Here is a 22622-nt window from a genome sequence, read left to right on the forward strand (position 1 = left end):
AATGAGAGATGTCCGTCCGTCGCCTCGCCCCGAAAGAATTGCAGCCCGCGAGCTTTGCGTTCACGGAGGAGAATCTCGCTTTCGCCAAGCAGCAGATCGCGAAGTATCCGCCGGGACGTCAGGCCTCCGCGGTGATTGCTATTCTGTGGCGGGCGCAGGAGCAGAACGAGGGCTGGGTTTCGGAAGCAGCGATCCGCACTGTTGCGGACCTGCTCGAAATGCCCCACATCCGCGTGCTGGAGATCGCGACGTTCTACACGATGTTCCAGCTGCAGCCGGTCGGCAAGAAGGCGCATGTCCAGGTCTGCGGCACCACGCCGTGCCGTCTGCGCGGCGCCGGCGACCTGATCGAGGTCTGTCAGCATCGTATCAATCACGAGCCCTTCGAGTTGTCGAAGGACGGCAATTTCAGCTGGGAAGAGGTGGAGTGCCTGGGCGCCTGTGTGAACGCGCCGATGGTCCAGATCTGGAAGGACACCTACGAGGACCTGACCAAGGAGAGCTTCGGCAAAGTCCTCGATGGATTCGCCTCGGGTAATCCGCCAAAGCCGGGCCCACAGGTCGACCGTCAGTTCTCGGCGCCGGCGGGCGGGCCGACCACGCTGAAGGAAACCACATGAGGCCTGGTCTCGCATGGCAGGGGGCGGGAAAGGAGGTCGCGATGAAGAACTGGCGTTACATCGCGCTCCACGCGGCGGTCGCCGCCGTGTTCATTTTCCTGCTGCAGCGCTACGGGCTGAACGCCTCGCTCGAATCCAGCCTGTTGTGGGCGCTGACCTTCGGCGGATGCGCTGCAGGGCTCGCTTACGCCCAGGCCAATCGTTGATGTTTGGAAAGTTCTAGGCATGCTCGACGACAAGGACCGCATCTTCAAGAACCTCTACGGCCTCCACGATTGGGGGCTCGAGGGCGCGCGCCGCCGCGGCGCCTGGGATGGCACCAAGGCGATCATCGACAAGGGCCGCGACTGGATCATCAACGAGATGAAGGCTTCCGGCCTGCGCGGCCGTGGCGGGGCCGGTTTCCCGACTGGCCTGAAATGGTCGTTCATGCCGAAGGAATCCACCGACGGCCGGCCGAGCTATCTCGTGGTCAACGCCGATGAGTCTGAGCCTGGCACTTGCAAGGACCGCGAGATCATGCGGCACGATCCGCATCTGCTCGTCGAGGGCTGCCTGCTCGCGAGCTTTGCGATGGGCGCGCATGCCTGCTACATCTATGTCCGCGGCGAATTCATCCGCGAGCGCGAACACCTGCAGGCTGCGATCGACCAGGCCTATGAGGCCAGGCTGATCGGCAAGGACAACGTCAACGGCTGGCCGTTCGATCTGTACGTCGCGCATGGCGCGGGCGCCTATATCTGCGGCGAAGAGACCGCGCTGCTGGAAAGCCTCGAGGGCAAGAAGGGCCAGCCGCGGCTGAAGCCGCCGTTCCCGGCCAATGTCGGCCTGTTCGGCTGCCCGACCACCGTCAACAATGTGGAGTCGATCGCGGTTGCGCCTGACGTCCTGCGCCGTGGCGCGGCCTGGTTTGCCGCGATCGGCCGGCCCAACAATGTCGGCACGAAGCTGTTCTGCATCTCCGGTCACGTCGAGCGGCCCTGCAACGTCGAAGAGGCGATGGGGATCTCGTTCCGCGAGTTGATCGAAAAGCACTGCGGCGGCATCCGCGGCGGCTGGGACAATCTGAAGGCGGTGATCCCCGGCGGTTCCTCGGTGCGCATGGTGCCGGCCGAGCAGATCATCGACACGCCAATGGATTTCGACAGCTTGAGCAAATTGCGCTCGGGCCTCGGCACCGCGGCCGTGATCGTGATGGACAAGTCGACCGACCTGATCCGGGCGATCGCGCGCATCTCCTATTTCTACAAGCACGAGAGCTGCGGCCAGTGCACGCCCTGCCGCGAGGGAACGGGCTGGATGTGGCGGGTGTTAACCCGTATGGCCGAAGGCCGCGCGCACAAGCGCGAGATCGACATGCTGCTGGAGGTCACCAAGCAGGTCGAGGGTCACACCATCTGCGCGCTCGGCGACGCCGCGGCCTGGCCGATCCAGGGCCTGATCGCGCACTTCCGTCACGAGATCGAAGCGCGCATCGACCAATATTCGCACAAGGCTGACGTCGATGATGTCGGGGTACGCGATCCCGAGCACATGGTGGCGGCGGAGTAGACGGAAATGACCAAACTGATCATCGACGGCAAAGAGATCGATGTGCCGCCGGAATACACGCTGCTGCAGGCGTGCGAGGCCGCCGGCGCCGAAATCCCGCGCTTCTGCTACCACGAGCGGCTGTCGATCGCCGGCAATTGCCGGATGTGCCTCGTCGAAATAAAGGGCGGCCCGAAGCCGGTCGCAAGCTGCGCCTGGGGTGTGCGCGATTGCCGTCCGGGTCCCAAGGGCGAGCCGCCGGAAATCTCCACCCGTTCGCCGATGGTGAAGAAGGCGCGCGAAGGCGTGATGGAGTTCCTGCTGATCAACCATCCCCTGGACTGCCCGATCTGCGACCAGGGCGGTGAGTGCGACCTGCAGGACCAGGCGATGGGCTATGGCGTCGACACCAGCCGTTTTGCCGAGAACAAGCGCGCGGTCGAGGACAAATATCTGGGCGCGCTGGTCAAGACCTCGATGAACCGCTGCATCCAGTGCACGCGCTGCGTCCGTTTTTCCGCCGAGGTGTGTGGTACGCCGGAGATGGGCGCGACCGGCCGCGGCGAGGACATGGAGATCACGACCTATCTGGAGCAGGCGCTGAGTTCGGAACTGCAGGGCAATCTAGTCGACATCTGCCCGGTAGGCGCGCTGACCTCGAAACCCTATGCTTTCGTGGCGCGGCCCTGGGAGCTCAACAAGACCCAGTCGATCGACATCATGGACGGCGTCGGCTCCGCGATCCGGGTCGATACCCGCGGCCGCGAGGTGATGCGGATCCTGCCGCGCATCAACGAGGCCGTGAACGAGGAGTGGATCTCCGACAAGACCCGTCACATCGTCGATGGCCTGCGGGTGCAGCGGCTCGACCGGCCCTATATCCGCGAGAACGGCCAGCTCCGCGCGGCCTCATGGCAGGAAGCCTTTGCGGCGATCGCCGCCAAGGCCGGTCGCATCGACGGCAAGCGGATCGGCGCGATCGCCGGCGACCTTGCCGCAGTCGAGGAGATGTTCGCGCTGAAGGAGCTGCTGGCGAAATACGGCTCGTCGAACCTTGCCGTGCAGGGCGGCTATGCCTTCGATCCGAAGGCCGGCCGCGGCAGCTACATCTTCAACCCGACGATATCAGGGATCGAGCAGGCGGATGCGCTTCTCATCATCGGCTCGACCCCGCGCAAGGAAGCCGCGATCGTCAACGCCCGCATCCGCAAGCGCTGGCGCACCGGCCAGCTCAAGATCGGCGTGATCGGCCCGAAAGCGGACCTCACCTATGACTATGACTATCTTGGCGCTGGACCGGAGACGCTCGCTTCACTCGCAGCCGGCAAGCATTCCTTCGCCGACGTGCTGAGGAATGCCAAGCACCCGGTCGTGCTGGTGGGCGCCGGCGCGTTCGCGCGCCATGACGGCGCGGCGGTGCTGGCGCAGGCGGCGAAGCTTGCGGCTGACTTTGGCGCGCTGAAGGATGGCTGGAACGGGTTCGGCGTGCTGCACGATACCGCCTCCCGCGTCGGCGCGCTCGATATCGGTTTTGCGGCCAGCGCCGGCGGCCTGAATGCAGCGCAGATGACGACCTCCGGCGCGCTCGATGGGCTGTTCCTGCTCGGCGCCGACGAGATCAAGGTGCCGGATGGGACGTTCGTCGTCTATATCGGCACCCACGGCGACCGCGGCGCGCACCGCGCCGACGTGATCCTGCCGGGTGCGGCCTACACCGAGAAGTCCGGCATCTACGTCAATACGGAGGGCAGGGCGCAGATGGCGGCCCGCGCCGCGTTCCCGCCCGGGGAAGCGCGCGAGGACTGGGCGATCATCCGCGCGCTCTCGGACGTGCTCGGCAAGAAGCTGCCGTACGATTCGCTGGCCGCCTTGCGGCAGGCGCTGTTCAGGGCGGTGCCGCATCTGATGCGGATCGACCAGATCGAGCCCGGCAAGGCCGACGATATCAAGGCGCTTGCGTCGAGGGGCGGAACCGTCGACAAGGCGGTGTTCAAGAGCCCGGTCGAAGACTTCTACCTGACCAACCCGATCGCCCGGGCGTCCGCCGTGATGGCGGAATGTTCGCGCCTGGCGTCGGCGCGGATGCTGACGGCAGCGGAGTGAGCGTGACCTGATGTCTGATTTCTTCGCAAGCTCGTTCTGGACTGGTTTCCTCTGGCCGCTGATCGTGATGTTGGCGCAGAGCGTGCTGTTGCTCGTCGTGCTCCTGATCGCGATCGCCTACATCCTGCTCGCCGACCGCAAGATCTGGGCGGCGGTGCAGATCCGCCGCGGCCCCAATGTGGTGGGCCCCTTCGGATTATTGCAATCCTTCGCCGACCTCCTGAAGTTCGTGCTGAAGGAGCCGACGATCCCGGCCAGCGCCAACAAGGGCGTGTTCCTGCTGGCGCCGCTGGTGTCTTGCGTGCTCGCGCTCGCCGCCTGGGCGGTGATCCCGATGGATTTCGGCTGGGTGATCTCCGACATCAACGTCGGCATCCTCTACATCTTCGCGATCTCCTCGCTGTCGATCTACGGCATCATCATGGCCGGCTGGTCGTCGAACTCGAAATACCCGTTCCTTGCCGCGCTCCGCTCCGCGGCGCAGATGGTGTCCTACGAAGTCTCGATCGGCTTCGTGATCATCACCGTGCTGCTCTGCGCTGGCTCGCTCAATCTCTCCGCGGTGGTCGAAGCGCAGAACAGCCGCGGGTTCGCCAGCCTGATCGGTCTGCCGCAACTCACCATCCTGAACTGGTATGTGTGGCCGCTGCTGCCGATGTTCGTGGTGTTCTACGTCTCCGCGCTGGCCGAAACCAACCGCCCGCCGTTCGACCTCGTGGAAGCGGAATCCGAGCTGGTCGCCGGCTTCATGGTCGAATACGGCTCGACGCCGTATCTGCTGTTCATGCTTGGCGAGTACGTCGCGATCACCACGATGTGCGCGATGGCGACGATCTTGTTTCTCGGCGGCTGGTTGCCGCCGGTGGCGCTGCCGCCGTTCACCTGGATCCCCGGCGTGATCTGGTTCGCGCTGAAAGTCTTCTTCATGTTCTTCCTGTTCGCGATGGCGAAGGCGATCGTGCCGCGCTACCGCTACGATCAACTGATGCGGCTTGGCTGGAAGGTGTTCCTGCCGTTGTCGCTGGCGATGGTGGTGGTCGTTGCCGGTGTGCTCCAGTTCGCCGGCATCGCACCGAAGTGAGGCCGTCATGAATATCAACGCAACAGCCCGCTCGCTTCTGCTCTCGGAATTCGTCTCGGCGTTCTTCCTCGCCATGCGTTATTTCTTCCAGCCGAAGCCGACCATCAACTATCCCTTCGAGAAGAATCCGATCTCGCCGCGCTTCCGCGGCGAGCATGCGCTGCGCCGCTATCCGAACGGCGAGGAGCGCTGCATTGCCTGCAAGCTGTGCGAGGCGATCTGTCCGGCGCAGGCGATCACGATCGAGGCCGGCCCGCGCCGCAACGACGGTACCCGCCGCACCGTGCGCTACGACATCGACATGGTGAAGTGCATCTATTGCGGCCTGTGCCAGGAGGCTTGCCCGGTCGATGCCATCGTCGAGGGACCGAACTTCGAATTCGCGACCGAGACACGCGAGGAACTCTACTATGACAAGGCCAAGCTGCTCGCCAATGGCGACCGCTGGGAGCGCGAGATCGCAAAGGCGATCGAGCTCGACGCGCCGTACCGCTGAGGTGAGGGCATGATCCTTCCCGCATTGTTCTTCTACCTGTTCGCCGCGGTCTGCGTGGCGTCGGCGGTGATGGTGGTTGTCTCGCGCAACCCTGTGCATTCCGTGCTGTATCTGATCCTGGCCTTCGTCAACGCGTCGGGCCTGTTCGTGCTAATGGGCGCCGAGTTCCTGGCGATGATCCTGATCGTCGTCTATGTCGGCGCGGTCGCGGTGCTGTTCCTGTTCGTGATCATGATGCTCGACGTCGATTTCAGCGAGCTCCGCGAGGGCTTCATCGAGTACCTGCCGGTAGGCCTCGTGATCGGCGGCATCTTCATGTTCGAGCTTCTGCTGATAGTCGGCGCCTGGGTGATCAATCCGGCCGTCACCAAGACGATCACGGCGGCGATTCCGACCAATGTCTCCAATACCGAGGCGCTCGGGCTCGTGCTCTATACGAAGTACATCTTTTACTTCCAGCTCGCCGGCCTCGTGCTGCTGGTCGCGATGATCGGCGCCATCGTGCTGACGCTGCGCCATAAGGCATACATCAAGCGGCAGGACATCACCGTGCAGAACGCGCGCACGCCGGAAATGGCGATGGCGCTGCGCAAAGTGCCGACTGGGCAGGGGCTGCAGGATGCTGATGCGGCGGAGTGGGTGCAATGACGATCGGGCTCGGACATTACCTCGCGGTCGCTGCGGTCCTATTCACGCTCGGGATCCTCGGCATATTCCTGAACCGCAAGAACATCATCGTCATCCTGATGTCGATCGAACTGATCCTGCTCTCGGTCAACATCAACCTGGTGGCGTTTTCGACCTTCCTCGGCGACATCGTCGGCCAGGTGTTCGCGCTCCTGGTGCTCACCGTCGCGGCTGCGGAGGCCGCGATCGGGCTTGCCGTGCTGGTGGTCTACTTCCGCAACCGCGGTTCGATCGCGGTTGAAGACGTCAATCTGATGAAGGGCTAACGCGCCGATGTACCAGGCAATCGTCTTTCTGCCGCTGCTCGGCGCCATTCTTGCCGGCCTGATTGCGATCGTCGGCGCGCATGGACGCAATCCGAGCGGCGACACCGTCGAGCATCACAATGACGGACATGGGCACGGCACCACGCCCATCAACGAAGATACCGGCGTGATCCATGCCTCGCACCACGAGCCTGACGGACACGACGCCCATGGCCATGATGACCACCACGTGACCGAGCCGCCGGCCGTCGGCTCCCGCGCGGCCGAACTGATCACGACCGGGCTGCTGTTCGTCTCGGCTGCGCTGTCCTGGTTCGCGCTGGTTGACGTCGGCTTCCTGCACCACGACGCCCGCGTCACGCTGTTGCCCTGGATCACCTCGGGCGACCTGCAGGTCTCCTGGGCACTGCGGATCGACACGCTGACCGCGGTCATGCTCGTCGTTGTCAACACCGTGTCCTCGCTCGTGCACCTCTATTCCATCGGCTACATGGACGAGGATCCGAACCGGCCACGCTTCTTCGGCTATTTGTCGCTGTTCACCTTCGCGATGCTGATGCTGGTGACGTCGGACAATCTGGTGCAGCTGTTCTTCGGCTGGGAAGGCGTGGGCCTGGCGAGCTACCTCTTGATCGGCTTCTGGTACCAGAAACCGTCGGCCAATGCCGCCGCGATCAAGGCCTTCATCGTCAACCGCGTCGGCGATTTCGGTTTCGCGCTGGGCATTTTTGCGATCTTCGCGCTGATCGGCTCGACCGATTTCGACACCATCTTCGGCGGGGCCGGCGGCCTGACCGGCAAGACCATCAATTTCTTCGGCTGGCATGTCGATGCGCTGACGCTGACCTGCCTCCTGCTATTCATGGGCGCGATGGGCAAATCCGCGCAGTTCCTGCTGCACACCTGGTTGCCGGACGCGATGGAAGGCCCGACCCCGGTCTCGGCCTTGATCCACGCCGCGACCATGGTGACCGCCGGCGTCTTCATGGTGGCGCGGCTGTCGCCGCTGTTCGAGCTGGCGCCGAACGCGCAGGCCGTGGTGATGTTTATTGGCGCGACCACGGCGTTCTTCGCCGCGACCATCGGCCTCGTGCAGAACGACATCAAGCGCATCGTCGCCTATTCGACCTGTTCCCAGCTCGGCTACATGTTCGTGGCGATGGGAGCGGGGGCCTATTCGGTCGGCATGTTCCACCTGTTCACCCACGCCTTCTTCAAGGCATTGCTGTTCTTGGGCTCCGGCTCGGTGATCTACGCGATGCATCACGAGCAGGACATCCGCAACATGGGCGGGCTGTGGCGGAAGATCCCCTATACCTACGCGGTGATGGTGGTGGGCACGCTCGCGCTGACCGGCTTCCCGCTGACCGCCGGCTACTTCTCCAAAGACGCGATCATCGAGTCAGCCTACGCCTCGCACAATCCGTTCGCGTTCTACGGCTTCCTGCTGACGGTGGTCGCCGCGCTCCTGACCTCGTTCTATTCCTGGCGCCTGATCTTCAAGACCTTCCACGGCACGCCGCATGACGAGGAGCACTACGAGGCCGCGCATGAGAGCCCGATCTGGATGCTGATCCCGATCGGCGTGCTCGCGGTCGGCTCCTTCCTCGCCGGTTTCCCGTTCAAGGAATTGTTCGCGGGCCACGGCATCGAGGAGTTCTTCCGCGAGTCCGTGAAGATGAACCCGCACATCATCGAGGAGATGCACCACATCCCCGAGACGATCGCCTTCCTGCCGACCGTCATGATGGTGTTGGGCTTCCTGATCTCGTATCTCTTCTACATCAGCCGGCCCTACCTGCCGGTTGAACTCGCCAAGCAGCAGCCGATGCTCTACCAGTTCCTGCTCAACAAGTGGTATTTCGACGAGCTGTACGATCTGATCTTCGTGCGGCCCGCGAAGTGGATCGGCTACATCCTCTGGAAGAAGGGTGACGGCGCCATCATCGACGGCTTCGGGCCGGATGGCGTGTCGGCGCGTGTGCTCGACGTCGCCCGCAACGCCGTGAAGATCCAGACCGGCTACCTCTACCACTACGCCTTCGCCATGCTGATCGGGGTCGCCGGCCTGATCACCTGGTTCATGTTCGGCCTGGGAGGCCAGTAATGACGACCTGGCCCATCCTTTCCGTTGTCACTTTCCTGCCGGCGCTCGGTGCGCTGCTGGTCTATCTACTCGCGCGCGGCGGGGACGAAGCGGCGAACCGCAACGCCCGCTGGATTTCGCTGTGGACCACGCTGATCACCTTCCTGATCTCGCTGATCCTGGTGGCGCGGTTCGATCCGGCAAGCGCCGATTTCCAGTTCGTCGAGAAGACGTCGTGGCTCGCCACCGGAATCAACTATCACATGGGCGTCGACGGCATCTCGCTGCCGCTGGTGATCCTGACCACCGCGGTGATGCCGTTCTGCATCATCGCGAGCTGGAGATCGGTCACGCAGCGCGTGAGCGAATACATGATGGCGTTCCTGATTCTGGAAACGCTGATGGTCGGCACCTTCTCGGCGCTCGACCTCGTGCTGTTCTACCTGTTCTTCGAAGGCGGCCTGATCCCGATGTTCCTGATTATCGGCGTCTGGGGCGGCCCGCGCCGGGTCTATGCCTCCTTCAAGTTCTTCCTCTACACGCTGCTCGGCTCGGTGCTGATGCTGCTCGCCATCATGGCGCTGTACTGGAACGCGGGCACGACCGACATTCCGACCCTGTTGCATACGGCGGTGCCGCACAACTTGCAGAAGTGGGCCTGGCTTGCCTTCTTCGCCTCCTTCGCCGTGAAGATGCCGATGTGGCCGGTGCACACCTGGCTGCCTGATGCCCACGTCGAAGCGCCGACCGCGGGCTCGGTGATCCTGGCGGCAATCCTCCTGAAGATGGGCGGCTACGGGTTCCTGCGCTTTTCGCTGCCGATGTTCCCGCTGGCCTCGCACGACTTCGCGCCGCTGATCTTCACGCTGTCCGTCATCGCCATCATCTACACCTCGCTCGTGGCCTTGATGCAGGAGGACATCAAGAAGCTGATCGCCTATTCGTCGGTCGCACATATGGGCTTCGTCACCATGGGCATTTTCGCCGGCACCATGCAGGGCGTTGCCGGCGGTGTGTTCCAGATGATCTCGCATGGCATCGTCTCGGGCGCGCTGTTCCTCTGCGTCGGCATTGTCTACGATCGCATGCACACCCGCGAGATCGCCGCCTATGGTGGCCTGGTGAACCGCATGCCGCTCTATGCGCTGGTGTTCATGGTCTTCACCATGGCCAATGTCGGCCTGCCCGGGACTAGCGGCTTTATCGGCGAATTCATGACGCTCATCGGCACGTTCAAGGTATCGCTGCCGACCACGGTGCTTGCCACCACCGGCGTGATCCTGTCGGCGGCCTACGCGTTGTGGCTCTATCGCAAGGTGGTATTCGGCACGCTGGTCAAGCCGTCCCTGATGAGCATCAAGGACCTGACGGCGCGCGAATGCCTGATCCTGTTCCCGCTGGTGGCGCTGACGATCCTGTTCGGCGTCTATCCGAAGCCGGTGCTCGACATGTCCGAGGCATCTGTGCAGCAGCTCGTCAACAACTACAACACCGCCGTGACTGCCGTGAAGGCAGCCGCGCTGGCGGTTCAATAAGGCCTTAGCCCATGAGCTTTTCGAGTGCAGGTTATCAGTTGCAGCCGGTGCTGCCCGAGCTCGTGCTCGCGGTCGGCGCGATGGTGCTGTTGATGATCGGGGCCTATCGCGGGCAGGGGACGACCCGGCTCGTGACCACGCTGGCGACCTTGCTCCTGGTCCTCACCGGTGTGCTCGTACTGATGCTGCCGTCCGGCAAGCTCGTCACCTTCGGCGGCAGCTTCATCGTCGACGACTTTGCCCGCTTCCTGAAGATACTCGCGCTGATCGGATCGGCGGTAACCCTGATCTTGTCGACGGAATTCCTGTCCGATCCGTCACGCCGCATCTTCGAATATCCGATCCTGGTGCTGCTCTCCACCCTCGGCATGATGGTGCTGATTTCGGCCGGCGACCTGATCTCGCTCTATCTCGGGCTCGAGCTGATGAGCCTTGCGCTCTACGTCGTCGCCGCCAGCCACCGCGACAATGCCAAGTCGACCGAGGCCGGCCTGAAATATTTCGTGCTCGGCGCGCTGTCCTCGGGCATGCTGCTCTACGGCGCCTCGCTGATCTACGGCTTCACCGGCACCGTCAGCTTCGCCGGCATCGCGGCGGCGGCCACGACCGGCAGCCCCGGCATCGTGTTCGGGCTGGTGTTCCTGCTCGCCGGCCTCTGCTTCAAGGTCTCGGCAGTGCCGTTCCACATGTGGACGCCCGACGTCTATGAGGGTGCGCCGACGCCGGTCACGGCTTTCTTCGCTTCCGCACCGAAGGTCGCGGCGCTCGCCGTGTTCACGCGTGCGACGCTGACCGCGTTCCCCGGCATCGTGCCGCAATGGCAGCAGATCCTGGTGTTCGTCTCCATCGCTTCGATGGCGCTCGGCTCGTTTGCCGCGATCGGACAGAAGAACATCAAGCGCCTGATGGCCTACTCCTCGATCGGCCACATGGGCTTTGCGCTGGTCGGGCTCGCCGCCGGCACGGTGGAAGGTGCGCAGGGCGTACTGATGTACATCGCGATCTATGTCGCGATGACGCTCGGCTCGTTCGCAATCATCCTCGCAATGAAGCGTGACGGGCAGGCGGTCGAGCAGATCAGTGATTTTGCTGGGCTGTCGCGCACCAATCCGTTGCTCGCGTTCTTCTTTGCGATGCTGTTGTTCTCGCTCGCCGGTATTCCGCCGCTCGCGGGCTTCTTCGCCAAGTGGTACGTGTTCGTCGCCGCGATCAAGGCCAACCTGTTCACGCTCGCCGTCATCGGCGTGCTCACCAGCGTGGTGGGCGCCTACTACTATCTCGCCATCATCAAGACGATGTATTTCGACGAGCCGGTCGGCAAGCTTGACCCGGTCCGGATCGAATTGCGCGGGGTGCTGGCGGTCGCGGGCCTCTTCAACATCTTCTTCTTCGCCTATCCGGGGCCGCTGGTCAGCGTTGCGACCGCCGCGGCGAAGTCGCTGTTTTAGATGCCATTCACGCTTGGTCAGCGCGCCACTTCCGCCGGTTACCGGCTCGCCGCCTTCGATCAGATCGGTTCGACCAATGCGGAAGCTCTAACCCGCGCCCGCGAAGGCGAGCGGGGGCCGATCTGGTTCGTCACGCCGGAGCAGACGGCGGGGCGCGGCCGACGGCAGCGGACATGGATCGCGCCGCGCGGCAATCTCGCCAGCAGCATCCTCGAGGTGATGGACGTGCCGCCCGCGGTTGCGGCGACGCTCGGCTTTGCCGCCGGGCTGTCGCTGGAGGCCGCGTTGCAAAAAATCAGCGTCGAGACAGCGCTGCGTTTGGGCGCGGCGGATGCGCTGAAGTTCTCGCTGAAATGGCCGAACGATGTCCTGGCCGGGGACAAGAAGCTCGCCGGCATCCTGCTCGAAGCTGAGATCGTCGCCGACGGCGACCTTGCAGTCGTGGTCGGCATCGGCACTAATGTCGTGGGGGCACCGGAGGGCACGCCGACGCCCGCGACCTCGCTGGCCGCCCTTGGCGTCCATATCAGCGCCGAGGAGCTGTTTACCGCGCTTTCGGAGGCCTGGGTGGAATTCCGCGAAATCTGGAACAATGGTCGCGGCTTTCCGGAAATCCGGAGGCTCTGGCTCAAACGTGCCGCCCGGCTGGGTGAGCAGGTGGCGATCCGGACGGCGAACGCTATTCTCGAAGGCACGTTCGACACCATCGATGAGACAGGTTGCATGATTATCCGGCTGCCCGACGGCAAGCACGTTCCCATAACCGCAGGCGAGGTCTATTTCGGTACAGCGGCCTCAGTGGGATCGGCCTGATGGCGCGGCCGGATGAATTGACCTTTGCGCCGCTCGGCGGCGTCGGAGAGATCGGCATGAACCTGTCGATCTATGGGCTCGGCAACCGCCACCAGCGATCGTGGCTCGCGGTCGATCTCGGCGTCTCCTTCGGCGACGAGGAGCATCTGCCCGGCATCGACCTGATCATGCCTGACATCTCGTTCCTGGAGAAGGAACAGCAGAACCTGATGGGCCTCGTGCTGACGCACGCCCATGAGGACCATTTCGGCGCCATCATCGATCTCTGGCCAAAGCTGCAGTGCAAGATCTACGCGACGAAGTTCAGTGCGGCGCTGTTCGAGGCAAAATGCGCCGCCGAGCGCAACCCGCCGAAAATTCCGGTCACCGTGGTGCCTTCCGGCGGCCGTGTCGATATCGGCCCGTTCAATGTCGAATTCATCCCGGTCGCGCATTCTATCCCTGAGTCGCATGCGCTCGCGATCCACACCGAGGTCGGCACGGTCTTGCACACCGGCGACTGGAAACTCGATCCGACGCCGACCGTAGGTCTGCCGACCGATGAGAAGCGCTTGCGCGAACTTGGCGACGCCGGTGTGCTGGCGCTGATCGGCGATTCCACCAACGCCGTGCGCGACGGGCGTTCGCCCTCGGAAGCCGAGGTGTCGAAGACCATCGCCGAGCTCGTGAAGGGCGCCAAGGGCCGCGTCGCAGTGACTACCTTCGCTTCCAACGTCGCGCGTATCAAGGCGGTCGCCGATGCGGCGCGGGCGGCGGACCGCGAGGTGGTGGTGGTTGGCCGCGCCATGGATCGCGTGGTTCAGGTCGCGCGCGAGACCGGCTACCTCGATGGCGTGCAGAATTTCCGCGGGCCCGATCTCTACGGTCATTTCCCGGCGGACAAGGTGCTGGCGATCTGCACTGGCAGCCAGGGTGAGCCGCGGGCGGCACTGGCACGGATCGCCAAGGACGATCATCCGGAGATCACGCTCAACAAGGGCGATTGCGTGATCTTCTCGTCCCGCACCATTCCCGGCAATGAGAAGGCGGTCGGCTCGATCATCAACGACCTGGTAGAGCAGGGGATCGAGATCGTCACCGACCGCGACTGTCTCGTCCACGTCTCCGGCCATCCGCGCCGCGACGAGCTGCGCGACATGCTGTCCTGGGTGCGGCCGCAGGTTCTCATCCCCGTGCATGGAGAGGCGCTGCATCTGCACGAGCATGCCAAGCTTGCGCGTGCCGCCGGCGTGCCGAAAGTCATCGAGTGCCGCAACGGCGACCTGGTCAAGCTCGGGCCCGGCGAGCCCGGGATCATCGCCGAGCTGCCCTCGGGGCGCCTCTACAAGGACGGCATCATTCTGGAGGACGCCAAGTCGCGCGCCGTGGTCGAGCGGCGACGGATGGGGTTCGCCGGCTGCGCCTTCGTTGCGATCGCCATGACACAGCAGGGCGAACTGGCCGAGGATCCGGAGGTCGACCTGGTCGGCGTGCCCGAAAAAAATGCCGCGGGCGAGGTGCTCGACGACATCGTGTTCGATGTGGTGGTATCGACCGTGGAAAGCCTGCCGCGCGCGCGCCGGCGCGACCCGGATTCGGTGGCGGAATCCGTGCGCCGCGCGGTGCGAGCAACCGTGAATGAGCACTGGGGCAAGAAGCCGATCTGCCTTGTTCACGTGCTGACGGTCTGACGCCTGTACAGGCGCGATAAGAACAGGCGCAACTGCGAGGGAGAGATACATGCTGGGCCGGCTCAACCACGTCGCGATAGCGGTTAGGGACGCGAAGAAGGCGGCCAGGATCTATGGCACGGCGTTCGGCGCCGAGATTTCCGATGCGGTGCCGTTGCCGGAGCACGGCGTCACCACGGTGTTCGTGACCCTGCCCAACACCAAGATCGAGTTCATCGAGCCGCTCGGCGACGCGTCGCCGATCGCAAAATTCGTCGAGCGCAATGCCGACGGCGGCATCCATCACGTCTGCTATGACGTGCCCGACATCATTGCCGTGCGCGATCGGCTGATCGGGGAAGGCGCCCGCGTACTCGGCGACGGCCAGCCCAAGATCGGCGCCCACGGCAAGCCGGTGTTGTTCTTCCATCCGAAGGATTTTTCCGGCGCCCTGGTCGAGATCGAGCAGGCGTAGCCTCATCGCATGGCCTACAACATCTCAACCGCATTCGCGATCTACTTCGTCTTATGGTGGATCGTGCTGTTCCTGACGCTGCCGTTCGGGGTGCGCAGCCAGCACGAAGAGGGCGGGGGCGTTGAGGGCACCGATCCCGGCGCGCCGATCCTGGCGCGGATGGGCCGCAAGCTCATCTGGACCACGCTAATCTCCGCGGTCATTTTTGCCGTCGCGATGTGGGCCCACAACGCCGGCTATCTCAGCATCGAAAGATTGTCGAAGCTGATGGGGACGCCGTACTAGCTCTAGAACACGATCCGGAAAAGTGGAGACCGGCTTTAGCTATTCCGCCGCCCGTGCACGCAGCCGCTGCGCATAGACGTTGATGACGAGCGCGGCGAGCAGGATCAGGCCGCGGATCAGGATCTTCAGGAAACTGTCGATATTGACGTGGTCGAGGCCGTTGTTGAGCACGCCCAGCACGAACAGTCCGACAATGGTGTTGCCGATGCCGCCGCGACCGCCGAACAGGCTGGTGCCGCCGACCACGACGGCGGCAATCGAATCGAGCAGGTAGGTGTCGAATTCGTTCTGCTGCGCGCTGCCGAAATGCGCCACGCCAAGCATGCCGGCGATGCCGGAGCAGACCGCGGAGATCACCATGACGCTGCCAAGGATCAGGTTGACGTTGAGGCCGGAATATTCGGCAGCCTCGCGATTGCCGCCGACCATGTAGACGTAGCGGCCGAAGCGGGTGTAGGTCAGCACCAGATGGCCGGCGAGCAGCATCACCGCCGCGACGATCACGATCCATGGAATGCCGCCGATCGAACCTGAGCCCAACGTTACGATCAGGTCCGGCACCTTGTAGGCGATCTGGCCGCGCACCAGCAGCGCCGAGATGCCGGCCGCAATCTGCATCATCGCCAGCGTCATGATGAAGGAGGGGATGCCGATGACGGTCAGCCCCAGCGCGTTGACGAGGCCGAGCAGTGCGCAGAGCGCCAGCGACAGCAGGATCGCGGCCCAGCCCGGCAGCGGGACATTGGCGATGTTCACGTAGGATTCCTGCAGCGTGAAATAGGCCACCGCAATGCCGGTGACGTTGGCGATCGCGGCGATCGACAGATCGATTTCAGCGCACAGGATCACGAAGGTCAGGCCGACAGCGATGATGCCGGTCACCGAGACCTGCGTCAGGATGTTGCCGAGATTGTCGAGCGTTGCGAAGGAGGGGCTCGCGATCGCGAAGAATCCGCTCAGTAAGATCAGCGTCAGGAACGGCGCGATGTTGCGCATCTGCGAGCGCAGGATCGCAGCGATACCGCGCTGCCCGCCGCGATGCGCTGCTGCAGTCGCTCCTTCACTCGTTGCCATGCTATTCTCCGTCACGCCGCCTCGAGCAGGCGATCCTTGCTGACGACCTCACCCGCGAATTCGCGCACCACCGCGCCGCGCTTCATGACAATGATGCGGTCGGCGAGCGACAACACCGTCTCCGGCTCGGTCGACAGTACGATGATGGCCAGCCCTTTGGCGCTGAGCTCGCGGACGATGTGGATGACATCGTTCTTGGCGCCGACATCCATGCCGCGGGTCGGCTCGCACAGCACCAGCACCCGCGGCGGATAGCTCAGCCACTTCGCGAGCGCGACCTTCTGCTGATTGCCGCCCGAGAGCATGCCGAGGTCGAGCTCGACCGCCGCCGGGCGGATCTGCAGTTGCTCGACCTGCCGGACGGCAATCGTTCGCTCACGCGATGGCTTGAGCAGAAGCGCGGATATCCGATCGAGCACGCTGATCGAGATGTTCTTGTAGACCGGCTCTTGGTGGAAGAGCATGGCGCGGCGGCTTTCGGGGACGAAGGCGACGCCGGCGCGCCGGGCGGCCGCGGTGCTGCCGAAGGCTTTGCGGTCGCCGTCGATGAGCATCGTGCCGCTGTCGGGCTTGATTTTGCCGAACAGGACGCGCGCCAACTCCAACTGACCGCAGCCCATGAAGCCGTAGATGCCGAGCACTTCGCCGGCGCGCACCTCGAACGAGACGTCCTGGACGCTGCGGGCGAGCGACAGGGTGTCGGCCTTCAAGACCACGGGGCGGTCACCGCGCGGAGGAAGCGTGATGTCATGCGCATAGGTCTCTTCCAGCGCCTCGCGGCCCTTGCCGATCATCGCTTCGATCAGCGCGGCCTTGCTGGTTGCGGCGGCTTCCGTTTCGTGGACTTTCCGGCCGTTGCGGAACACCGTCACGGTGTCGGAGATACGCAGGATGTCCTCGATGAAGTGCGAGATAAAGACGATGCCGGTGCCCTCGTCGCGCAGCCGTCGCAGGGTCGCGAACAACCGCTCGACCTCGGGTGGGGAGAGCGCGGAAGTCGGCTCATCCAGGATGATGATGCGGGCGCCAGAAAACAGCACGCGGGCGATCTCGATCAGCTGCTGCAGGCCAATCGGCAGATCGCCGAGCCGGGTCATCGGATCGACGTCGATGCCGAAGCGCGCAAGCTGTTCGCCGGCCTCGCGCGCCATCTTCCGCCATTGAACGAGGCCGAAACGGTTGGTCGGCTGTGCCCCGAGAAAGACATTTTCGGCAACCGAGAGATCAGGTGCGACGCTGAGCTCCTGATGCACCATGGCGACGCCAGCCGCATGGGCGTCGCGCGCCGAGCGGAAACGGGTCTCGCGCCCGTCGAGGACGAAGCGGCCGGAGAATTCCGGATGCACGCCAGCGATGATCTTCATCAGCGTGCTCTTTCCCGCGCCGTTCTCGCCGACAAGACCGTGGATCTCGCCAGCGTAGAGCGCAAAGTCGACCCCACGAAGCGCTTCGACACCGCCGAAGGCTTTCGTGATCTCCTTCAATTCGAGGATGGGTGAGCGTCCCTGTGGCATGCGGGCGGCTCAGATCAGGAAATGATCCTCCATCCACTGCATGCCGGGGGCATTGGCCTTGGTCACGACAGGGCCGTCGGTTACGACGCTCTTTGGAATGCCCTGTCCGCTTTTCTCGCCCGCGGTCACCGCGGCGACGCCGGCGATGATCGCGCCGCCATGGATGCGGCAGGATGGATTGCGGACGGTTGCGAACATGCGGCCTTCGCTCACCGCCTGGATCGCCGGTGGCATGGCGTCGACCCCGCCGATCAGGATGTTGGTGCGGTTGCGCGCCTTCATGATGTTGTAGGCGGCGAGCGCCATGTCGTCATTGTGGAAGAAGGCGGCGTCGATCTGCGGATATTTGGTGAGATAGGTCTCCCACAGCCGGGCGGTCTTGGAGACATCCCAATCGGCCGGCTGGGTGTCGAGCACCTCGATGTTCGGATACTGCTTAACGACCGAGTTGAAGCCCTTGGCGCGGCCCTGCGCGCCGGTGTGGCCGAGCGCGCCTTGCGTCATGATGATCTTGCCCTTGCCGCCGATGGCGTTGACGAGGGCCTGCGTCACTGAGGAGCCCATGAACTCGTTGTCGGGGGCGAGGAAGGAATGGACCTTGATCTGATCGAGCGGCGCGATCAGCGTATCCATGTCGATGACGGGAACGCCGGCGTCGATCATCTTCTGCACCGGCTGCGTCAGCGTGCCGATGCCGAAGGCCTGGATGGCGACGAAATCCCATTTCTGCGATGCCATGTTGTCGATCGCCGCGCGTTGCTTGACCGCATCAAGCTGGCCGTCGAACCAGGTGACCTCGACGTTGAAGAGCTTGCCCCAATATTCGGCCGCCTGTTTGCCTTGCGCGCACCAGGTGGCCTGCAGGCCTGCGTTGGAGAATGCAGCCTTCAGCGGTTTCTCGGAACGTCCAACTTCCGCCGCGAGCGCGGGGCTCACGCCCATCCCGCCCAGCAGCGCGGCCGCTGCGCCGCCGGCTGCCGCTGTCTGAAGAAGATCGCGCCTGGTCCTTGAGGATGTGTCCTTCCCTGGCATTGCACGCTCCCTGATGTCTGTTCTTGGCGCCGTCGGCGTCTGTTGCGCGCGCCGCGGATCAAGGAAAGTCTGTCACAGTCGAAGCGTTCACGCCAACGGTTCCGATTCCGCGGCTGCGCTAATCGAGGTCGGGCATCACGATGCTCTCGATGTCACGCAGCAATTTTTGCCACGCAACATCGATTTCGACCGTCCACTCCACGCCGAGAATTTCTCGTAGCGTGCCCGCGATCACGGCGAAGAACGCGACGAACAAATCTCGCGGCGTGCCAGCGCATGATCCGCCAAAGTGTGCGCGGTTTGGCGATAAGATCATGCGCCGATTCAAAAGATTAGCGCGCGATCGGACGCAAAACCGCCTTCCACTTTTGCTGATCGCGCGCGAGCATCGTGCGAGACGACCTCGCATTCGATCATGCGGAAGTTGCCGCGGCGCTCGCCAGCAAAATCGAGAATCGCTTCGATCGCCAGTGCCAGCATCGAGCCTTTCACCAACTCGCTGCCGTCGGTGCGAAACATCGCCGCCGCTTCGGGATGCTGTTCGAACAAGCGGCGATAGACGAGCGGCGTCAGATCATCGCAGCGCGCTGTCGCAAGTTCGAAGCTGCGTTCGATCGGATTTGCCGATGGCGTGATCAGCAATTGCGATGGCCCAAAGAAAACGAGCAGGGCGCCTAGCCCTGCTCGAGAAATTGTGTCGACCCTATTTTCCCCAAAAATTGATTTGATCTTGATTGATGGGGTGACGCTGCTTGTGCGCGCCGGGCTCCTCCCGAGACTTGGACCACCAGACGTCAGCCCTGTGGCTGGCCTGAGCCCGAATTGGTAGACCATCTTTTCTGTTTTGTCATCAAATTCGGCAACGATTGTTCAAAATTCGAGCAATTTGCGAAATGATTGGGGTTTTGCCACTATCGGTTGTAGAACTGAGACCCGCCTCGGAGTAAAGGGGTAGGGCGCTAGGGATCATTGATCCGAACGGATTTTTCCTTGCGCCGGGACAAAAAGGCTGCGCTTCCGGTCTCGACTCCGGCCAAGCGCAGTGATTAGTTCCGCAGTCGGATGGGTCTCGCGATGCGCCGACGGCTGAAGAATTTTCTGCCCGTTTTCATGATTGCGCTGGTGGTGCAAGTCTTTGCGCCGATCGCCGCCTGCTGGGCCGCCGGAATCGCCGCTTCGGATCCGCTGGCTGCCGCCATCATCTGCCACGGCGACACCACCGGTTCCGACGAAGCGGACCAGGGCGGGCCACACGTCCGAGACGGCTGCTGCTCGGCCTGCAATGTGCTGCAGACCGGTACCCCGGTCGATCCGCCAGAGATGACTGCCGGCGTTATCAAGCGGTCGCCCGAACAGGTGGTATGGCTCGATTTCGTGTCCCGCCTGGAGGATGTGCGGGCACGCTCTCGCGCGCAGGCGCGCGCCCCTCCGTCGAGTTCCTGACTGTCGTTCGCTGCCGGCGTGCCCACGCTCGCCGGTTGACGCGGTCAATCAAGCCGGTCGCAGAGCCGGTGTCAGGAATTTCCCAATGTTACGCCTCGCCTTCCTGAGCGGTGCCAGCACAGTGGTGCTTGGTGCCATGCTCGCCACTGATCTATCCCCGGCAAGAGGTCAAACCGCCTTGCCGTCAGTCATGGTGGATGCACCCCGTGAAGCCCGCGCCAAGCCGGCGAAACCGAAGCCGGCGGGACGCACACTTGCCGTCCGGCCGCGGGTGACGCCGCCGACCGCCACCATCCCCACCGTCCTGGTGCAGCGCGACATCACGCCCTCGATCGTGCGCGACGGGCTCAACCAGGCGCCCAGTGGCCAGACCCAAACCACCGTCGACCGCAGTCAGTTCGACAACCGGCCGGCGTTCTCGGTCGGCGATGTCCTGAGAGAGAGCCCCGGCATCTCGATCAAGCAGGGCAACGGGCCGCGGGACGTCGGCATTTCGATCCGCGGATCGAACGCCCGCAATGGCTTTGGGATTCGCAACCTCGTCATCTTCGAGGATGGCTTTCCGGTCACCCAGCCGGACGGGCTGTCGCGCAGCGACCTGATCGACCCGCGCGCTTATGGCGCCATCGACGTGATCCGCGGACCGTCCTCGGCGCTCTATGGAAACTACGCGACCGGTGGCGCGCTGAATTTCCGGACGCGGCCGGGCGGCACGATCGACGGTGTCGAATACGGCGTCGATGGCGGCAGCTTCGGTTACCTGAACAACTATCTGGCCGCGGGAAAGAAGGTCGGCAATTTCGAGGGCTCGCTGTTTGCGAGCGATGCGCGCGGCGACGGCTATATCGGCAACAGCTGGTTCAACACCCAGACGGTGAATTTCCTCGGCACGCTCCAGGCGACGCCCGATGACCGCTTCACGGTCAAGTTCATCAACAACAACTTGGACGCGCGGCTGCCAATCCGCTTGTCGCTGAACCAATACGATCAGAACCCGTTCCAGCGCGGCTGTATCACCGGCGCCACCGCGGTGCTGGGCTGTGCGACGGTGCCGCTGTTCAACAACGGCTTCAATACGGCGGCGGGAACCGACAGGGAGACTGCGCTGCAGGCGGGGCTCGGCCGAAACGACCGTCGCACCATCATCGGCGGCCGCTGGGAACATGATTTCGACAACCAGACCACCTGGCGCAACCAGTTCGTGTTCGACGACCGCAACATCAGCCAGCCCACTGGTGCGACCAGCGCAATCGGCGACTTCCCGTCCTACAACTACATGAGCGACATCACGCGGCGCGGCGAAATCTTCGGCATGGAGTCGACCACCTATTTCGGCGGCTGGTACAACACGCTCGCCGCCTCCAGCGACACGCGCAATGTCATGCCGGGCGGCAATGCCACGCTCGGAGCGCTATCCAGCAATCTGTTCAGCGATACATCCAACTACGGCGTTCGCGCGCGAGAGGAACTCAAGCTCAACCCGCAGCTTACGGCGATCGCGGGCATTGGATGGGAGACCACCAACCTCAAGGGGAGGAACACGGCGTTCACCTATACTGGGCCGACGGGGATCACGACGACGACGGTGACGACCGCCGATCGGCAATTCCAGAACACCGCGCCGGAATTTGCTCTTCTTTACAGGCTGAACAGCGAGTGGCAATTCCGCGGCAGGGTGGCGACCGGCTACGGGACGCCGCAGGTCGGCAACCTCTTTGTGCTGCCGAGCGGCCAGAGCGGCAACAATACAGAGCTGAAGGCGCAGAAGAACCTCGGCTACGATCTGGGCTTCGACTGGACGCCGAACCGCGCGCTCAGGCTGAGCGCCACCGGCTTCTACGAGTTCTTCAAAGATGAACTGGTGACGCAGGCAACGCCGGTCGGATCGCCCAATACGAGCTATACGTTCAACGCGCCGCGATCCGAGCATCGCGGCGTGGAGCTTGCCGCCGACTGGCGGTTCTATCCGGGCTGGCGGCTGACGGCGGCCTACACCTATCTCGATGAAATCTATACGGAGTACATCGAGAACATCACCAATGGTGCGGCGTTCGGCTTCAACCGCGCGGGCAACAAGATCCCCGGAATCTCGCCGAACGAATTGACCGCACGGATTTCCTACGACCAGTTGTCCGGGCCGCTGCGGGGGCTCGGCGCGTTCGTGGAAGTGCAATGGAAGGACTCCTTCTACATGGACAACGCCAACTTCCTGAAGGCGCCCGGCTATGAGTTGGTGAACCTCAATGTCCACTACGGCACTGAGCTGGTCTCGGACTACTTCAAGGCGATCGACCTCTATCTCGAGGTGCGAAACGTCTTTGATAGGACGTACGTGGCGTCCGCCAACAACATCGCGAACACGGTGACGGCCGCGGGCATTCAAAACCCCGCGAGCGTGCTGGCCAACACCACCGGCTCGATCTATGCCGGAGCGCCAAGGACGTTCGTGGCCGGCATGAAACTGGCGTTCAAATGAGGTGCATTG

At 63.6% G+C, this 22622-nt stretch carries 21 protein-coding genes and 1 pseudogene; 17 read left to right on the plus strand and 5 right to left on the minus strand.

From position 1 onward, the window contains the following. The first annotated feature begins 8 nt into the window (after positions 1-8). From nuoE to J6497_RS25980, 15 genes are read left to right on the plus strand one after another with little or no spacing between them, the layout of a single operon-like run. Positions 9-620 (plus strand): NADH-quinone oxidoreductase subunit NuoE, encoded by a 612-nt coding sequence (nuoE, locus tag J6497_RS25910; RefSeq protein WP_225707107.1) that lies wholly within the window; start codon positions 9-11, stop codon positions 618-620. Between the two features lie 41 nt (positions 621-661). Then, the gene (locus J6497_RS25915) at positions 662-826 is read left to right on the plus strand and encodes a hypothetical protein (protein WP_376708272.1); all 165 of its coding nucleotides are present in this window, start codon (positions 662-664) and stop codon (positions 824-826) included. Between the two features lie 19 nt (positions 827-845). Beyond that, positions 846-2171, plus strand: a complete 1326-nt coding sequence (nuoF, locus tag J6497_RS25920) for an NADH-quinone oxidoreductase subunit NuoF (RefSeq protein ID WP_225707109.1) — start codon at positions 846-848, stop codon at positions 2169-2171. A gap of 6 nt (positions 2172-2177) precedes the next feature. Continuing rightward, positions 2178-4253 carry an NADH-quinone oxidoreductase subunit NuoG gene (gene nuoG / locus J6497_RS25925; RefSeq protein WP_225707110.1) on the plus strand — a complete coding sequence of 692 codons (2076 nt, stop codon included), beginning with the start codon at positions 2178-2180 and terminating at the stop codon, positions 4251-4253. Between the two features lie 10 nt (positions 4254-4263). Then, positions 4264-5334: an NADH-quinone oxidoreductase subunit NuoH gene (gene nuoH / locus J6497_RS25930; RefSeq protein WP_225707111.1), complete on the plus strand. Its 1071-nt coding sequence runs from the start codon at positions 4264-4266 to the stop codon at positions 5332-5334. A 7-nt stretch (positions 5335-5341) separates the two neighbouring features. Beyond that, on the plus strand, positions 5342-5830 hold the full coding sequence (gene nuoI, locus J6497_RS25935) for an NADH-quinone oxidoreductase subunit NuoI (protein ID WP_027575308.1): 489 nt from the start codon (positions 5342-5344) through the stop codon (positions 5828-5830). A gap of 9 nt (positions 5831-5839) precedes the next feature. After that, positions 5840-6478: an NADH-quinone oxidoreductase subunit J gene (locus tag J6497_RS25940; protein WP_225707112.1), complete on the plus strand. Its 639-nt coding sequence runs from the start codon at positions 5840-5842 to the stop codon at positions 6476-6478. Further along, complete coding sequence (gene nuoK / locus J6497_RS25945; protein WP_225707113.1) at positions 6475-6783, plus strand: NADH-quinone oxidoreductase subunit NuoK; 309 nt, start codon at positions 6475-6477, stop codon at positions 6781-6783. The genes J6497_RS25940 and nuoK overlap by 4 nt, the downstream gene beginning before the upstream one ends. 7 nt (positions 6784-6790) lie before the next feature. Further along, the gene (gene nuoL / locus J6497_RS25950) at positions 6791-8890 is read left to right on the plus strand and encodes an NADH-quinone oxidoreductase subunit L (RefSeq protein WP_225707114.1); all 2100 of its coding nucleotides are present in this window, start codon (positions 6791-6793) and stop codon (positions 8888-8890) included. Continuing rightward, on the plus strand, positions 8890-10404 hold the full coding sequence (locus J6497_RS25955) for an NADH-quinone oxidoreductase subunit M (RefSeq protein WP_225707115.1): 1515 nt from the start codon (positions 8890-8892) through the stop codon (positions 10402-10404). The genes nuoL and J6497_RS25955 overlap by 1 nt, the downstream gene beginning before the upstream one ends. A gap of 11 nt (positions 10405-10415) precedes the next feature. Beyond that, positions 10416-11852 carry an NADH-quinone oxidoreductase subunit NuoN gene (nuoN, locus tag J6497_RS25960; protein ID WP_225707116.1) on the plus strand — a complete coding sequence of 479 codons (1437 nt, stop codon included), beginning with the start codon at positions 10416-10418 and terminating at the stop codon, positions 11850-11852. After that, entirely contained in the window at positions 11853-12665 is an 813-nt protein-coding gene (locus tag J6497_RS25965; RefSeq protein ID WP_225707117.1) for a biotin--[acetyl-CoA-carboxylase] ligase, read from the plus strand. Continuing rightward, on the plus strand, positions 12665-14335 hold the full coding sequence (locus J6497_RS25970; protein WP_225707118.1) for a ribonuclease J: 1671 nt from the start codon (positions 12665-12667) through the stop codon (positions 14333-14335). The genes J6497_RS25965 and J6497_RS25970 overlap by 1 nt, the downstream gene beginning before the upstream one ends. Before the next feature lie 49 nt (positions 14336-14384). Then, entirely contained in the window at positions 14385-14789 is a 405-nt protein-coding gene (mce, locus tag J6497_RS25975; RefSeq protein WP_225707119.1) for a methylmalonyl-CoA epimerase, read from the plus strand. 9 nt (positions 14790-14798) lie between these two features. Then, positions 14799-15074, plus strand: coding sequence for a DUF1467 family protein (locus J6497_RS25980; protein ID WP_225707120.1), 276 nt, complete (start codon positions 14799-14801; stop codon positions 15072-15074). A gap of 39 nt (positions 15075-15113) precedes the next feature. Here the strand turns inward: J6497_RS25980 and J6497_RS25985 are convergent, their stop codons facing one another. The 5 genes and pseudogenes from J6497_RS25985 to J6497_RS26005 all read right to left on the minus strand — a co-directional run. Further along, the gene (locus J6497_RS25985; RefSeq protein ID WP_225707121.1) at positions 15114-16148 is read right to left on the minus strand and encodes an ABC transporter permease; all 1035 of its coding nucleotides are present in this window, start codon (positions 16146-16148) and stop codon (positions 15114-15116) included. Positions 16149-16159: 11 nt separating this feature from the next. Continuing rightward, positions 16160-17662, minus strand: coding sequence for a sugar ABC transporter ATP-binding protein (locus tag J6497_RS25990; protein WP_225707122.1), 1503 nt, complete (start codon positions 17660-17662; stop codon positions 16160-16162). A gap of 9 nt (positions 17663-17671) precedes the next feature. Further along, the gene (locus J6497_RS25995) at positions 17672-18694 is read right to left on the minus strand and encodes a sugar ABC transporter substrate-binding protein (RefSeq protein WP_225707123.1); all 1023 of its coding nucleotides are present in this window, start codon (positions 18692-18694) and stop codon (positions 17672-17674) included. Between the two features lie 118 nt (positions 18695-18812). Beyond that, positions 18813-18950, minus strand: a complete 138-nt coding sequence (locus J6497_RS26000) for a globin family protein (RefSeq protein ID WP_225707124.1) — start codon at positions 18948-18950, stop codon at positions 18813-18815. A 126-nt stretch (positions 18951-19076) separates the two neighbouring features. Next, positions 19077-19330 (minus strand): annotated as a pseudogene (locus J6497_RS26005) (globin); the annotation flags it as partial. Between the two features lie 438 nt (positions 19331-19768). On the opposite strand from J6497_RS26005, the gene J6497_RS26010 reads away from it, so the two are divergent. Both J6497_RS26010 and J6497_RS26015 read left to right on the plus strand, forming a co-directional pair. Further along, positions 19769-20137 (plus strand): DUF2946 family protein, encoded by a 369-nt coding sequence (locus J6497_RS26010; protein WP_225707125.1) that lies wholly within the window; start codon positions 19769-19771, stop codon positions 20135-20137. An 85-nt stretch (positions 20138-20222) separates the two neighbouring features. Further along, positions 20223-22613, plus strand: a complete 2391-nt coding sequence (locus tag J6497_RS26015; protein ID WP_376708273.1) for a TonB-dependent receptor family protein — start codon at positions 20223-20225, stop codon at positions 22611-22613. Positions 22614-22622: the final 9 nt, after the last annotated feature.

The organism is Bradyrhizobium cenepequi, assembly GCF_020329485.1.
GTDB classification, from domain to species: domain Bacteria; phylum Pseudomonadota; class Alphaproteobacteria; order Rhizobiales; family Xanthobacteraceae; genus Bradyrhizobium; species Bradyrhizobium cenepequi.

Excerpts from the sequence above, each read along its gene's own strand:
- J6497_RS25965 (WP_225707117.1), top strand. The coding sequence starts at position 11,853 with ATGCCATTCACGCTTGGTCAGCGCGCCACTTCCGCCGGTTACCGGCTC.
- nuoE (WP_225707107.1), top strand. The coding sequence starts at position 9 with ATGTCCGTCCGTCGCCTCGCCCCGAAAGAATTGCAGCCCGCGAGCTTT.
- J6497_RS25915 (WP_376708272.1), top strand. The coding sequence starts at position 662 with ATGAAGAACTGGCGTTACATCGCGCTCCACGCGGCGGTCGCCGCCGTG.
- J6497_RS25985 (WP_225707121.1), bottom strand. The coding sequence starts at position 16,148 with ATGGCAACGAGTGAAGGAGCGACTGCAGCAGCGCATCGCGGCGGGCAG.
- J6497_RS26010 (WP_225707125.1), top strand. The coding sequence starts at position 19,769 with ATGCGCCGACGGCTGAAGAATTTTCTGCCCGTTTTCATGATTGCGCTG.
- nuoF (WP_225707109.1), top strand. The coding sequence starts at position 846 with ATGCTCGACGACAAGGACCGCATCTTCAAGAACCTCTACGGCCTCCAC.
- J6497_RS25995 (WP_225707123.1), bottom strand. The coding sequence starts at position 18,694 with ATGCCAGGGAAGGACACATCCTCAAGGACCAGGCGCGATCTTCTTCAG.
- nuoH (WP_225707111.1), top strand. The coding sequence starts at position 4,264 with ATGTCTGATTTCTTCGCAAGCTCGTTCTGGACTGGTTTCCTCTGGCCG.
- nuoN (WP_225707116.1), top strand. The coding sequence starts at position 10,416 with ATGAGCTTTTCGAGTGCAGGTTATCAGTTGCAGCCGGTGCTGCCCGAG.
- mce (WP_225707119.1), top strand. The coding sequence starts at position 14,385 with ATGCTGGGCCGGCTCAACCACGTCGCGATAGCGGTTAGGGACGCGAAG.
- nuoI (WP_027575308.1), top strand. The coding sequence starts at position 5,342 with ATGAATATCAACGCAACAGCCCGCTCGCTTCTGCTCTCGGAATTCGTC.
- J6497_RS26015 (WP_376708273.1), top strand. The coding sequence starts at position 20,223 with ATGTTACGCCTCGCCTTCCTGAGCGGTGCCAGCACAGTGGTGCTTGGT.
- J6497_RS25940 (WP_225707112.1), top strand. The coding sequence starts at position 5,840 with ATGATCCTTCCCGCATTGTTCTTCTACCTGTTCGCCGCGGTCTGCGTG.
- nuoG (WP_225707110.1), top strand. The coding sequence starts at position 2,178 with ATGACCAAACTGATCATCGACGGCAAAGAGATCGATGTGCCGCCGGAA.
- J6497_RS25955 (WP_225707115.1), top strand. The coding sequence starts at position 8,890 with ATGACGACCTGGCCCATCCTTTCCGTTGTCACTTTCCTGCCGGCGCTC.
- J6497_RS25970 (WP_225707118.1), top strand. The coding sequence starts at position 12,665 with ATGGCGCGGCCGGATGAATTGACCTTTGCGCCGCTCGGCGGCGTCGGA.
- nuoL (WP_225707114.1), top strand. The coding sequence starts at position 6,791 with ATGTACCAGGCAATCGTCTTTCTGCCGCTGCTCGGCGCCATTCTTGCC.
- J6497_RS25990 (WP_225707122.1), bottom strand. The coding sequence starts at position 17,662 with ATGCCACAGGGACGCTCACCCATCCTCGAATTGAAGGAGATCACGAAA.
- J6497_RS25980 (WP_225707120.1), top strand. The coding sequence starts at position 14,799 with ATGGCCTACAACATCTCAACCGCATTCGCGATCTACTTCGTCTTATGG.
- nuoK (WP_225707113.1), top strand. The coding sequence starts at position 6,475 with ATGACGATCGGGCTCGGACATTACCTCGCGGTCGCTGCGGTCCTATTC.